The sequence below is a fragment of the Streptomyces sp. NPDC049627 genome, from assembly GCF_044465645.1.
In the GTDB taxonomy this organism is placed as follows: domain Bacteria; phylum Actinomycetota; class Actinomycetes; order Streptomycetales; family Streptomycetaceae; genus Streptomyces.
On the sequence record NZ_JBITLW010000004.1, the window covers coordinates 361,432 to 375,387 of the forward strand.

The window sequence follows — 13,956 nt, forward strand, 5'->3', positions numbered from 1 at the left end:
CTGGGACTGCACCTGGCCGCATCAGACCTCCCACAAGGTCACGGCCCAGGCCGCCACCTGACTGTTGTTCAGCACCAGCACGAGGTCGCCGCGCGCCAGGTCGCCGCCCGCGAGCAGATCGCGCAGGTTGAGCACCACGTCCATGGCCCCGAGGTGGCCGTAACGGCGCAGGTTCTCGCGGCAGACGTCGTGGATGTCCAGGGAGAGCAGACTCTCGTAGAAGTCGAAGGCTCCCGCCGTGACGTTCTGCATCAGGGTCGCCGCGACCCGGTCGGCGTCGACGCCGGCATCGACGAGGACCTGGTCGACCAGCCGCTTGAGCCTGTCCCGGCTGTGCAGCGCGAGCTTGAACCGGTACTCGTCGACGTCGTCGCAGACCTCGCGCCACTCGTAGGCCGGGCCGGCCTTGTAGTCCACCCGGAACAGGTCATGGAACTGCCCGTCCATCTCGGCGCGGTGCGCCCGCAGCACCGGGCGCCCGCCGGGCACGAGCGTCATCGCGCACGCGCCGTCGCCGACGACGGTGACCGGGAACCGGACCCGGTCCGGTCCGGTCGGGCGGCTGGCGTGCGCGATCATCACCGACGATCGGGAGGGGTCGGCGCGCAGCAGGTCGGCGCCCAGTGCCCAGGCCGCACTGGACCCGACACAGCCCAGGCCGTCGACCGTGAAGCCGAAGGCGCGGCGCAGTCCCGCGGCGGACTGGACGGCGGCGACGTCGGATCCCAGCAGCACGTCCGGCGACCGCGGTGCGGCCAGCACCAGCACGTCCGGATCGGCGCCGGTGTCCGCGACCAGCGTCCGGACCGCCCGGGCGGCCAGGATCCGGGCCTCCTCGTCCAGCACGCCGACGGTCTGGATACCCGAGCGCTCCACGAACTCCCGCTGACCGCTGTCCAGTTGCTCGGCCTCGGCCAGCTCGGCGGGGGTGACGAAGCGGTCCGGCAGCAGAACGCCGATATCGCCGATGCCGATGGGGGTGTCCATCACACGACCTTCCTTCCGAGCGCTGCGCCGACGGTGTGGCGCGGGGAATCCCCGTGCCCTTCGACGCCCGCCAGCAACTCCCGGTACATCCCGCCCTCGGTGCCGGCCAGCCACCGGATGCTGCGGGCCAGCGCCGGGCCGTCCACGGCGGAGCTCAGTCCGCTTCGGGTCAGCCAGCCCCGCCACGCCTCCGCCTCGACCCGGACCACGTCGCCCAGTTCCTCGTCGAAGCCGAGCAGCGCGACCGGGGCGATCGCGTCGTCGCCGGCGTCCAGTGCCCGCTCGCGGACCAGTTGCTGCCACCGTGCCGGCGGAAGCGGCGCGGTCGGCAGCCCGGCTGCGGACAACGCCGCGAAGAGGCCGCGTATGGACAGCGGCTCGTGGTGGACCAGGTGCTGGGCCCGGCCCACGGCGCCGGGCTCGGTCAGCCCGGCCACGATCGCCTTGGCCACCACGTCCACCGGGGCCGAGTACAGCAGCCGGTCGTCGGCCGGGTGCGCGCCCACGGCCAGGCCGGCGACGATCAGCCGCCACGTCATGTCCTTGGGATTGCAGGCACCGCTGCGCGAGTCGCCGAGGATCAGCCCCGGTCGCCAGATCCGGACCCGCATCCCGTCCCGTTCGGCGCGCTCGGCCAGCCGCTCGCTGACCCATTTGCCGGTGCCGTACCCGCCGGCCCGGTCGGCCAGCGGCTGCGCGCGGGTCTCGGCGATCGGCAGGTCGGGGCCGGTCGGCGAGCACGCCGCCAGCGAGGAGACGTAGCCGAAGTCCTGGACCCCGTTCTCCCGGGCCCACCGCAGCAGGTCGGCGGTGGCCAACGCGTTCTCGGCGCGCAACGTCCGGTAGGTCTCGGTGAAGACGACGCTCGCCGCGCAGTGCAGGATCTGGCCGACGGCGCGCCCGAGTCCACCGCCGGGCCCGCTGCCCGGCCCGTCCAGCGCCCGCCGGAGGTCGGTCAGGTCGCCGGGCACCATCCGGACCCGCTCGGGGTCCGGCGCGGGCAGACCGTAGCCGGCGGCTGCGGCTCGGACCCGCTCCCAGGCGTGTGCCTCGTCACGGGCGCGCACCAGGCAGCGGATGTCGTCGTGGCCTGCGAGCTGCGCCTCGTGCAGAAGAAATGCGCCGACGTAGCCGGTCGCGCCGGTCAGCAGCACCGCGCGGCGCGGACCCGGCCGGGGCGGGCGCGCCGTGCCCAGCGGCAGGTCGAGGTCGTCGTCGATCAGTGCGCCCTCGGCGTCGGCGGAGCCGTAGGCGGCGGAGCCGAGCCCGCGCGAGCGGAGTACGGAGGCGATGCGACGCACCGTCGTCCGGGTGCCGCCGACGCGGTGCAGGTTCACCTGGAAGCCGTCGTGGCGCTGCGCGATCTCCAGCGCCATCCGGGTCGCGGTGAGGGAGGTCCCGCCGAGAGCGGAGAACTCGTCCGTCACACCGACCGGGGCGAAGCCGAACATCTCCTGCCACAGCCCGACCAGATCGGCTTCGACATCGTCGGACGCGGGCACGGCCGATGCCAGGTGCTCGGGGCGGGTTCCGACCGCCGCGGCCGGGGCGCCGCCTTCGACGGAACCGCCGGGCACGGTCGCCCCGCCGGCGGCGAAGACGTGCCGGATGCGGTCGAGCGCCCAGAACCGCCGCCTTTGGAACGGATAGGTCGGCAGCGGCACACGCCGGGCACCGGCCGCAGCCGGTGTCGACGTCGACCAGTCCACGTCGACGCCGTCGAGCCATGCGGCGGTCAGGGCCACGTCGACGAGGCCGGCGATCTCGTCGTCGTCCGCGTCGGTCGCCGACTGGACGACGTGGCGGTGCGCGGCGGCCGCACCGGGGCCGACGACGATCACGAACTCGCGCTCGGAAGGCGGCATCTGCTCGGCCGCCGCGTCCGCGACGGTCACCGCACACCCCAGCGCCCGGGCCACCGCGTCGGCGATCAGCGTCGGCCCGGTGCCGTCGCCGGTCCGGACGACCAGGGCCGAACGCGGCTCGACGAGCGCGGTCCGCGCCGCGGGCGGCCGGGGGACGCGGAGCGCGGCGATCAGTGCCGACCGGTCGCCGCTCACCACCCGGCGATGCTCGAAGTGCCGCCGCCCCACGCGCAGGGTGTGCGCGACATCCCGCAGCCGGTGCCGGCCGGCCGCCAACTCGTCCGCCAGTTCGCGGGATGCCGCGTCCAGGGCGGCCCGGGTGCGCGCGGAAAGGATCAGCCGAACCGGTGGCTCGACCGTATCGGCCGCGCCCGACGGGTCGGTCCGGACCGCCTCCGGTGCCGGCTCCAGCACCACGGCGACGTTGGTCCCGCCCTGCCCCATCGAGTGGACCAGTACGGCCCTGTCGCCGGCGGCGTTCCGCCGGGCCACGGTGTCCAGGACGAACGGGCTCTCGGCCAGCAGGCCCGGATCGCGAGGGGTGCGCAGATGCGGAAGCGGCGGGATGTCGCCGGTCTGCACGATGCCCAGGGCCTTGATCATGCCGACGATCCCGGCCGCCGAGCCGCAGTGGCCGATGTTCGCCTTCACCGAGCCCAGGCCGCAGAATCCGGTGCGCGCGGTGGTCCGGCGCAGCCCGCGGGTCAGGCCGAGGAGTTCCACCTGGTCGCCCAGCGGCGTGCCGGAGCCGTGCGCCTCGACGTAGATCAGGCGGTCGGCCGGGACGTCGGCGGTGTGCAGCGCGGTCGACACCACGTCGGCCACCCCGGCCGGACTGGGCGCCGTGAACCCCGGCCGGTCGGGGCCGTCGTTGTTGACCGCGCTGCCCTTGACGACGGCGAGGACGGGGTCGCCGTCGGCGAGCGCGTCCGCCAGGCGCCGGAGCACGACGACGCCCACCGCCGCGCCGGCTGTGGTGCCGGTCGAGGCTGCGTCGAAGCTGCGGCACTGGCCGTCGTCCGACATGATCCCGGCCGGGTCGCGCCGGTGGCCGTCGGGCGGGTGCACCGTCGAGGTGCCGCCGGCCAGCGCCAGGTCGCAGTCCCCGGCGAGCAGCGCGTTCACCGCCTGGTGCACCGCGGTCAGCGACGACGAGCAGGCCGTCTGGACCGAGATCGCCGGGCCGCGCAGACCGAGGCGGTAGGCGACGACCGCGGGGAGGAAGTCGGGGAGGCTGCCACGGCGGATGTCCCCGTCGGAGAAGGCCGAGAACCCGGTCTCCCGCGCCCGCGCGAGGTACTGGGCCATCGCGTAGGTGCTGAAACTCGCCCCGGCGTAGACGCCGGTGACCAGCCGCTCGCGGCTCCGGCCGGCGTGCCCGGCCGCCTCCAGCGCCTCCCAGCAGGCTTCGAGGAACAGCCGTTGCTGGGGATCGGTGACCTCGGCCTCGGCCGGGGTGATGCCGAAGAAGTCGGCCGCGAACAGGTCGTAGCCGGGCAGCGGCGTACCGAACCGGATGTAGTCCGGCGCGGCGATCATGTCCTCGCTCACTCCGGCCGTACGGAGTTCCTCGTCATCGAGTTCCCGGACGGAGACCCGTCCGTCCTGGACGTTCTGCCAGAACTCCGCCGGCTGCCAGGCGTCCGGGAACCGGCCCGCGACGCCGATCACGGCGATGTCGGTTTGTGACGTCATCCCTCACGCACCCCGTTGTCTTGGCTTGTCCCCGCTCGCGCCCGGCTCCGCCGGGCCGCCAGGCCGTCGCGCCGCCCCGTCGTGGCGGGTCGCCCACCCTCGGCCCGAAGGTCGCCCCGGGCCAGCAGGGCGGCCTGCGCCCGCACGGTGACGTGCGAGAACAGGTCGCCGACGGCCACGTCCCGGGCGCCCAGTCCGCGAAGTCGCTCCAGGAGCGCGATGAGCAGCAGCGAGTTGCCGCCGGCCTCGAAGAACGGCTGGTCGAGCCCGACGTCCGGCCGGTCGAGCAGTGCACACCAGATGGCGCGGATCTTTTGCTCCGGGCCGGATGCGCCGGCGGCCGGACCGGATGCGCCGATGGCCGGACCAGAGGCCCCGGCGGCCGGTACGGATGCGCCTGGCGGGACAGAGGCCCGATGCTCCACGCCGGGCACCGCGCCCGGTTCTCCGGCCAGCAGGGCCCGCAGTGCCGCCCGGTCCGCCTTGCCGGTCCGGGCCAGCGGAATCGCCGGGACGGGAACCAGGAGTTCGGGAACCAGGTGGCCGGGTTGTGCCGAGCGCAGCCGGTCGAGCACGTGCCGGCCGGCTGCGGCGTCGGGCCCTCCGTCCGCACCGGCGGCCGCCCCGCCCGCGGACCGGCCGCCGTCGAGCACGGCGAAGGCGACCAGCCGGCCCTCGTGGCCCAGCACTTCGGCCTGCCGTACCTCGGGCAGGGCCAGCAGCGCGGCGCGGACCTCGCCCGGCTCGACCCGGAAGCCCCGGATCTTGACCTGGTCGTCCATGCGTCCGTGCAGGCGGATGGTGCCATCGGCCGACCGGACCGCCACGTCGCCGGTCCGGTACATGGGCCCGGCCCCGGCGTCGGCGGCAAGGAGGCGGTAGGCGCGCGCCGTCTCGGCGGGGCGGCGCAGGTAGCCGGCCGTCACCTGCGGGCCGCCCATCCAGAGCATCCCGGCTTCGCCGTCCGGCACGGGACGCAGGTCCTCGTCCAGGACCAGGACCCTGACGTTCGGCAGCGGCCGGCCCACCGGCGGCGCCTCGGGGACGCCCGGGTCCAGCACGTGGGTGACGGCGCCGATCGTGGTCTCGGTCGGGCCGTAGTGGTTGATCGTCAGCGTGCCCGGCGGGCGCGCCGCGGCCAGCGCCCCGGCCAGAGTGGCGGTGATCGGCTCGCCGCCGAGCACCAGCACGTCGACAGCGCGCAGTGCGGCGCCGAACGGGGTGTCGAGCAGCCGCGCCGCGTGCGAGGGCGTGAACTTGACGACCTCGATCCGGTGCCGACGGACCAGGTCGGCCAGCAGACGGCCGTCGAGGCACTCGGCGTCATCGGCGATGACCGTGGACCCGCCGGTGGCGATCGGGGCGAGGACCACGGTGCCGGAGAAGTCGGTGTCGGCGGTGCTGGCCAGCAGGTGCCGGGTGCCGACCAGGCGCGGGTACGTCCCGTGCATGGCGGCGATGTACGAGGTCAGATTTCCGTGGGTGACCACGACGCCCTTGGGATGGCCGGTGGTGCCCGAGGTGAACAGGACCGCGGCCGGATCCGCTCCGGTGACCGGCGGCGGCGCGGTCGCCGGCCCGCTCAGGCCGGTGATGTCGACGGCCGCCAGGTCGTCCACGGCGGCGCGGGCGCCGTCGTCGACGAGGACCACGCGGGCCCGGACCTCCCGGGCGATGTACGCCAGCCGGGGCTGCGGGACGTCGGCGGAGACCGGCGTGTAGGCGGCCCCGGCGCGCAGCACGCCCAGCCAGCCGGCCACCATCCCGGGGCCGCGGGCGGCGACGACCGGTACCACGTCGCCGGGACCGATCCCGGCCGCCCGCAGCCGCGTGGCCACGCCCCAGGCCCAGGCGTCGAGCTCGGCGCGGGTGAGTTCGGTGTCGCGGTGGATCAGCGTGTCGTCCGGGGCTCCGGGCAGCGCGCCGAGCGCCACCGGCAGGGCCGGGCCGGTCTCGGGAAGCCCGAGCCCTGCGGTCGGGGTGGTGACCAGGTCGGTCAGCGCACGGCCGAGGTCCGCGGCGATCCGGGCGCCGGTGGCGGCGTCGAACAGCGCGGTCACGTAGTCCACAGCGAGATCCAGCCCGGCGCCTGTGGTCCGGGCGTCGACGACGAGTTCGTACTTGGCCCGCGCGAACCCGGTGGGCAGCCAGCGGGCCGCGACGCCGGCGCCGAGGTCCATCGGCGGCAGGACGCCGTCGGACAGCGAGATCTCGACCGGGGTCAGCGGCGGCCGGCTCAGGTCCCGCTCCGGTTGGAGCCGGGCCACCACGTCGTCGAACGGCACGTCGGCGTGCCGGTACGCGGTCAGCGCCGAGGTCCGCACGCGGTCGAGGACGTCGGTCCAGGTCCGGGCGCCCCTCAGGTCCGCCCGGATGGCCAGGGTGTTGACCAGCATCCCGATCGCCTCGGCGCGGTCCGCGTCCTCCCGGCCGGCCCACGGCGAGGTGAGGAGGAAGTCGCGTTGTCCGGAGCGGCGGGCCAGGGCGACCGCCACCGCCGCCGCCAGCACCATGAACACGCTCACGTCGTGCTCGGCGGCGAAGTCCGTGATCCGGGCCGCCACCGCGGTGTCCAGCGGCACCGGACAGGAGGCGGCGGCGGTGTCGGCGGTCTGCGGCCGAAGCCGGTCGTGCGGCAGCAGCACGTCGGTCGGCGCGCCGCGCAGCGACGCGACCAGGTCGTCGGTGCGCTCCCGGGTCGTCGCGGGCGGCGCCGGCAGCCGGGTCGGGGGCAGCGCCGCGTCCGGAGCGCCGGATCGACGGGCCCGGTACGTCGTGGCGATCTCCCCGAGCAGCAAGCGGAGCGACACCCCGTCCACGGCGATGTGGTGCGCGCACAGCACCAGGAGTGTCCGGGCGCCGTGGGTGATCACCTCGGCCCGGACCGGCGCCTGGTCACGGAGGTCGAACGGGTCGCCGCACAGGGCGTCGACGTGAGCGGCGAGCGCCGCGTCATCCAGGCCGGCGGCATCCAGGCGGCCGACGTCGGGCGGGGGCCCGAGCCGGCCTTCGACGCCGCGGCCGTCGGCGGCCAGACGGAAGCGGGCGCGCAGCATGGGATGCCGTTCCAGCACCCGCCGCACCACCAAGCACAGCGTCTGCGGATCCACCGGCCCGGTCAGCTCCAGCACGCCGGGAACCAGGTACGCGGTCCGGTAGGAGGGAACCTGGTTGAGGATCCAGAGCCGTCGCTGGGCGCTGTCGGCCGGGAACGTGTCGTCGGCTCTGTCGGAGTGTCCGGCGTCCGGCGGAGCGGCTGGGGACGATGCGGTTCCCGATGCCGCGGCTTCCGGGGACGGGCACGGGGACGCCGCGGCGGCCAGTGCCTTGGCGAGCCCGCCGACCGTCGGGTCGGCGAGGAAGTCGCGCAGCGCCAGCGTGGGGCGGTCCGGGGTCTGAGCCTCGGTGATCATCCGTGCGGCGATCATCGACGTGCCGCCGAGGGCGAAGAAGTCGGCGTCCGCCGCGAAGTCGGCGGTCTCCTCGTCCCGGCCCAGGGCCCGGGCGAAGAGGCGCACGGACAGATCGTGGTCGGCGGAGCGGTCCGCGGGGTTCGGTCCGTTCTCGTCCGCCGCGGCGGCCGGCTTCCGCCACGGGGCCGAGCGCAGCGCGGCGACGTCGAGCTTCCCGTGCGCGGAGCGGGGCATGGTCGCGACGACCCGGACCGACGTGGGGACGACGGCCGCGGGCAGCCATCGGCGCAGGGCGGTGCGGACCTGCCCGGCGGTCGGCGGGGCGGACTCGTCGACCTCGACGTAGCCGACGAGCCGGTCGCGGTCGGCCTCGCGATCGGCGAGCACCGCCGCACTCCGCACGCCCGGCACGGCCTCCAGGAGCGCCTGTACCTCGCCGAGCTCGACGCGGTTCCCGTTCACCTTGACCTGCTGGTCGGCCCGGCCGCGGTATTCGAGTCCGCCGTCCGGCCGCAGGACGGCCAGGTCGCGCGTGGCGAACATGCGGGCGCCGGGGATCTCGGACCAGGGGTCGGGGAGAAAGCGCCGCGCTGTCAGGGAGGGATTTCCGAAGTATCCGCCGGCGACTCCGGCGCCGGCGATGTAGAGCTCGCCGACCGCTCCGTCCGGCACCGGTTCCAGGTTCGGGCCGAGCAGGTAGACCCGGGTGTTCGGGACCGGCGTCCCGATGCCGGGCAGCTCCGGATCGGTGTCCGGGTCGGCGGTGTGCGTCGTGGTGATCGCCGGGGCCTCGGTGACGCCCCAGACGTTGGTGACCCGACAGCCGAGCTTGGCGCGGGCCTCGCGGACCCGGGCGCCGGTGAGCACCTCGCCGCCCATGACGACGTGCCGCACCCGGCCGGTGCCGGGGGCGACGTCGGCCAGCGCGGCGTGCACGGCGCTGGGGGTCCCGAACATCGCGCTCACGCCGGGCTCGGCGGTCAGCAGCGGAGCCAGCAGTGCCGGGTCGCGGCGCTGCGCGTCGGTCGCCAGGATCAGGTCCGCGCCGGACACCAGCGCCGCGGCGACGTCGGCGTTGCCGGCGTCGAAGGACACGGAGGCAGCCGACAGGATGCGGTCGCCGCGCTCGAACGGGAACAGCCAGCACCAGCGCAGCGCCGCCTGGAGCAGGGTCCCGTGATCGATGACCACGCCCTTGGGCCGGCCGGTGCTGCCGGAGGTGTAGAGGACGCACGCCGGGTCGCTCTCGGCCAGTTCGGGGCCGGCGGCCGACGCGCCGGCCGGTCCGGTGTCCGCGCCGGGCTCCGGGCCCGCGGACGGAACCGGCATCGGCAGATCGTCGATGCCGAGCACGGTCACGCTGGAGTCGAAGGCCGCCGTCGGCGCGCCCGGAGAGGCGTCGACCAGCGCCACCCGCGCCTTGCTGTCGGCGGCCAGGTAGGCGACGCGCTCGTCCGGCAGGTCGATGTCGATCGGCAGGTAGGCGGCCCCGGCGCGGAGCACGCCGAGCCAGCCGGCGACCATGGCGGCGCCCCGGCCGGATGCGACCGGCACGATGTCGCCGCGGTCGACGCCGGCACCTCGCAGGGCGTCGGCGACCTCCCGGGCCCAGGCGTCGATCCGGCTGTAGGGCGTGAACCGGCCGCCGCAGGTGACGCCCGCGCTCGCCGGGGCGGTCGCCAGCTGCGTGTCGACCAGGTCGAGCAGTTCGGTGCGGGAATCCGGTGCGCCTGGTGTCACAGACCCGTCCCGCCGTCGGCCGGATCCAGGGGCACACCGAACAGCCGACGGGTGGCGCCCACCGACGCGGCCACCTTCTCGTAGGCGTTCTCCGGGTCGGCGAACGGGCCGACCACTACCGCGACCAGCGCGTCGTCGGACTGCCGGGCGTTGGTCACCTCGGCGGCGAAGGCCGCCATGTCGCTCACGCCGGTGCCGGGCGGCAGGTGCTCGTGCCAGCGGCCGTTGGAGTCGGAGAAGTTGACGGTGTCCAGTCGGCCCTTCAGGAGCCTGATTCCACTCGGGTGGACCGCGCGGACCACGAGGTGGGACGTGTCGACGTTCGCCGACAGTACCGGCGAGGCCACATCGTCCAGCAACTGCACCAGGGTGTACGTGTCGTTGACGTACGCGTTCTCCAGCGCTTCCGGCTCGACGCTCACCATGATCGAGTGCTGCTCCGCGTAGTCGCACAGACGGCGCAGGTTCTCGACGACCAGCTGCCACTGCAGCTCGTTCGACCAGTTGCCCTTCCAGATCCACTCGCCCAGCAGGACCTTCACCCGGCGCGCGCCGACGCCCCGGGCGAAGTCCACCTGGGCCTTGGCCCATTCCAGGTTGAAGTCGCGGACCGCGTCGCGGGGGTCGGCCAGCCCGAAGGCGGGACAGGCGACCAGGTTGATCGGGATGCCGGCCTTGTCGGCGTCGTCGCGCAGCTGGTGGATCCTCTCCTCGGGGAGGTCATACGCCTCCACGACGACGCTGAGCCACTCCGCGCCGGCCTGCGCAGCCGCGCGCCACGCGTCGACGCCGGTGTACGGCGAGCCCAGGTACGCCTGGTCGACGACCAGGCCCACGCTGGCCTTCCAGGGCTCGGCATTCACCTCGGGGGCTGTCCCGGCACTCTGGTCGACGGTCTGCTCGGTCATCCGCGTCCTTTCTTCCCCGTGGTCGCCACGCGGCCACGGACCATGGTCACGAGATCCAGCTGCGGCCCGATCAGCGTTCCCTGTGATCCGCCGCCGGGGCGGGGGGACAGCGGCAGCCGGGACACCGGGAGACCCGGGTCGGCCAGGGCGGCAGCCAACAGAGTGGTGAAGTCGTCATGCAGCGCCGCGACCGTCTGCCGCGGACAGACGGCCGGGTCGAACTCGATCACCCCGGCCGGCCGGCCGTTGCCCGCGGCGACCAGCACGGTGAGGTCGAACGCCGCCCTGCCGAGCGGAGGAACGGGCAACTCGCGCCACGGGCCCACGGATTCGGCCGGCCCGGCCGGCAGCACGCTGAACGCCAGCTGCGTCAGCGGCCGGCCGACACGGCTCACCGAAAGTCCCCGGACCAGGCGGTCGAACGGCGTCGACTGGCACCGCATGCCCTCGGTGAACTCCTGGCGGACCACGGCGCAGAGCTCTGCGAAACTCGCGGACGCCCGGACCCGGCAGCGCAGCGGCACCGTGTTCAGGAAGTAGCCGACGGTCCGGTCCAGCTCGGCGCCGGAGCGCTGGGTCAACGTGGTGCCGATCAGGAACCGCTCCTGACCGGACCAGCGCCGCACCGTCTCCTGGAAGGCCGCGAGCGCCAGGAGGAACGGCGTCACCCGCAGCTCCCGGGCCCGTCGCGGCAGCAGTTCGCCGACGCTCTCGGGGAACATCAGGTCGAGCAGCCCGCGCTCGCTGTCCGGTCCGGTCTGCGGGGCGTCGCCGGGCGGCGGCGCGCCGAGCCGCAGCTGGTTCGGGTAACCGCGCAGGTCCGCGATCCGCTCCCGCTCCGTCCGGCGCGCCCGATCGGTGTCGAGCGCTTCCCTCTCCCAGGCCGCGAAGTCCGCGAACTGGAGGGGGACCTCGGGAAGCCGGACGTCGGTCCCGGCCTCGACGGCGTCGTAGGCCGTGACCAGGTCCTCGACCAGAACCGCCAGGGACCACTGGTCGATGGCGATGTGGTGGACACAGAGCAGTACCGCGTCGCCGGAGGCCAGTCCCTGCCACACCACGCAACGCAGCGGCGGTGCGTCCTCCAGATCGAAGGCCGCGGCGGACCGGTCCCGGGCATCGCCCAGCACGAAACGCTCGGCATCAGGGTGATCGTGCACATCGACCACCTCGACGTCGATCGGGCCGGGATCCCCGATCCGCTGCACCGGCCCGCCGTCCCGCACGGGGAACGTGGTCCGGAGCATCTCGTGACGCGCCGCGACCGCGGTCAGGGCGGCACGGAGGATGCCGACGTCAATGCCCTGCGGTCGCTGTATCACCGTAGGTATGTGATAGGTCGTCGCCTCCGGATCGGCGGCCCGCAGGAACCACAGCGACTCCTGGGCCGACGACAGCGGCGCCGTCCTGGCCGCGCGACGCGTCGGCGCCGCCCCGAACTCGCCCCTCACTGTGCGGCGTCGGTCGGGTCGAGGAGGCTTCGGCTCAGGTCTCTGAGACTGTCCGCGAACAGGATCTCGGCGGGGTTCAGCAGCACGTCGGACATCAGCGCCTTGCGCAGCCGGCTTGCCGCCTGCAGCGCCAGGATGGAGGTGCCGCCGAGATCGAGGAAGTTGTCCTCGGGCTTGACCTGCGGGAGGTGAAGCACGCCGGCCACGACCTCGCACAGGCGGGCGCAGATTTCTGATTCCGGCTCGGCGAAGTCTGTCGCGACGCCGGCCGGGGTCGCGACCGCGGACTCCGCCAGGCCGGCCAGCAGCCCGGTCCGGTCCACCTTCCCGTTGGAGTTGATCGGAAGCGTGGGCAACAGCTGCCACCGGTGGGGGACCATGTACTCGGGCAGGGTCTGACTCAAAGCCTTGACGAGACCGGCGAGCAGACCGGTGGGATCGGCCTCGGCCGTGGGGGCCGCGAAGCCCACCAGGTGCGCCTCCGGTCCCTCGCCCACCCGCTCCACCACCACGGCCGCCACCAGACCGGTGCGCAGCGCGGCCGCCTCGATCTCGCCCAGTTCCACCCGGAAGCCGCGCACCTTGACCTGGCGGTCCACGCGGCCCACGAAGTCGAACGTGCCGTCCGGGAGCAGCCGCCCCAGGTCACCGGTCCGGTACGTTCTCTCGCCGTCCGGCAGGACGACGAAGCGCTCCGCCGTCAGCTCGGGCAGGCCGAGGTAGCCCAGTGCGACCTGGGGCCCGCCGATGCAGATCTCGCCGACCTCGCCGGACGGCACCGGTCGCAGGTCCGCGTCACGCAGCGACAGTGTCGTCGACTGGACCGCCTTGCCGATCGGGACCCGGCGAGCGTCGCGCAGTTCCTCGCCCCGGCACACGTGCGAACTGGCGAAGGTGGCCGTCTCGGTCGGACCGTAGACGTGCACGAGTTCGTGCGGCGGCTGCGCCGCGCAGATCGCGCGCAGTGCGCCCGGGTCCACGACGTCGCCGCCGAAGATCACCGTCCGCACCGAGGCGAAGGCGCCGGGATTCTCCCGGACGATCATCTCCAGCAGCGCCGTGGTCAGGAACAGCATGTCGATCCGCTCCCCGGTCAGCACGGCGGCCCAGTCCGTGATCGGGATGTCGACGGCGTCCGGCAGGACCACCGCGGTCCCGCCGCCGGCCAGGGTGGTCCAGACCTCGAAAAGGATGATGTCGAACGCCGGGTTCCCCAGACACGCGACCCGCAGGCCCGGTTCGAAGCGGATGTAGTTCGGTGCGGTGGCGAACCGCTCGACGGCACGGTGCGGAATCATGACGCCCTTCGGCCGGCCCGTCGAACCCGAGGTGAAGCCGATGTAGAAGACGGATTCCGGGTCGGAGGCGGGGTCCGGGAGCGGGGTGCCCGGGTCACGGTCGGGCAGACCGGTGACCACCGGTGCCGGTGTCGTCGGCAGAGCGGGGACCGGATTCGGCGCGGCCAGGATCACGGCGGGTTCGGCATCGGCGAGGATGCCGTCCACCCGCTCGGGCGGGGCCATCGGCTCCAGCGGTATGTAGGCGGCCCCAGCACGGATCACGCCGAGCACCGCGACCACGAAATCGACCGAGCGTCCCAGGGCCAGCGCGACGCGATCGCCGGCACCGATCCCGCGGCCGGCCAGATCGGCGGCCAGCCACCCGGACCGCTCCCAGAGTTCGGCATAGCTGAGCGTCGCGCCCGCGGTGTCACAGACCGCCGAGGCGTCGGGGTGGGCAGCCACCCGCTCCTGGATCAGAGTACTGATTCCACGCGGAAACCAGAGGTTTCCGGACAGGTCAGAAGCATGATCAGAAGTCATCGTTACCACTCCCCCGTGCTGTGGGCCGACTCCGGCAACGCCAAGCAGTTCCCCGAGGGCGTCGAGATCAGTGA

The 13,956-nt window shown here is 74.1% G+C and carries 6 protein-coding genes; all 6 read right to left on the reverse strand.

Going from position 1 to position 13,956, the window contains the following annotated elements; translation table 11 throughout:
• Positions 1-21: 21 nt before the first annotated feature.
• The 6 genes from ACIBU0_RS13445 to ACIBU0_RS13470 are packed head-to-tail and all read right to left on the reverse strand — an operon-like array spanning position 22 to position 13,804.
• Positions 22-987, reverse strand: a complete 966-nt coding sequence (locus ACIBU0_RS13445) for a 3-oxoacyl-ACP synthase (RefSeq protein WP_398816331.1) — start codon at positions 985-987, stop codon at positions 22-24.
• Positions 987-4,547, reverse strand: coding sequence for a beta-ketoacyl synthase N-terminal-like domain-containing protein (locus ACIBU0_RS13450; RefSeq protein ID WP_398816333.1), 3,561 nt, complete (start codon positions 4,545-4,547; stop codon positions 987-989). Before ACIBU0_RS13450 ends, ACIBU0_RS13445 begins: the two co-directional genes overlap by 1 nt.
• Entirely contained in the window at positions 4,544-9,700 is a 5,157-nt protein-coding gene (locus ACIBU0_RS13455; RefSeq protein ID WP_398816336.1) for an amino acid adenylation domain-containing protein, read from the reverse strand. Before ACIBU0_RS13455 ends, ACIBU0_RS13450 begins: the two co-directional genes overlap by 4 nt.
• Entirely contained in the window at positions 9,697-10,608 is a 912-nt protein-coding gene (locus tag ACIBU0_RS13460) for a sugar phosphate isomerase/epimerase family protein (protein ID WP_398816339.1), read from the reverse strand. The genes ACIBU0_RS13455 and ACIBU0_RS13460 overlap by 4 nt, the downstream gene beginning before the upstream one ends.
• On the reverse strand, positions 10,605-12,059 hold the full coding sequence (locus ACIBU0_RS13465) for a condensation domain-containing protein (RefSeq protein WP_398816342.1): 1,455 nt from the start codon (positions 12,057-12,059) through the stop codon (positions 10,605-10,607). The genes ACIBU0_RS13460 and ACIBU0_RS13465 overlap by 4 nt, the downstream gene beginning before the upstream one ends.
• On the reverse strand, positions 12,056-13,804 hold the full coding sequence (locus tag ACIBU0_RS13470; protein WP_398816345.1) for a non-ribosomal peptide synthetase: 1,749 nt from the start codon (positions 13,802-13,804) through the stop codon (positions 12,056-12,058). The genes ACIBU0_RS13465 and ACIBU0_RS13470 overlap by 4 nt, the downstream gene beginning before the upstream one ends.
• Between the last annotated feature and the right edge of the window lie 152 nt (positions 13,805-13,956).

What these genes read in the sequence shown, in the direction of transcription:
- ACIBU0_RS13445 (WP_398816331.1), bottom strand. Translation starts at nt 987, where the DNA reads ATGGACACCCCCATCGGCATCGGCGATATCGGCGTTCTGCTGCCGGAC.
- ACIBU0_RS13450 (WP_398816333.1), bottom strand. Translation starts at nt 4,547, where the DNA reads ATGACGTCACAAACCGACATCGCCGTGATCGGCGTCGCGGGCCGGTTC.
- ACIBU0_RS13460 (WP_398816339.1), bottom strand. Translation starts at nt 10,608, where the DNA reads ATGACCGAGCAGACCGTCGACCAGAGTGCCGGGACAGCCCCCGAGGTG.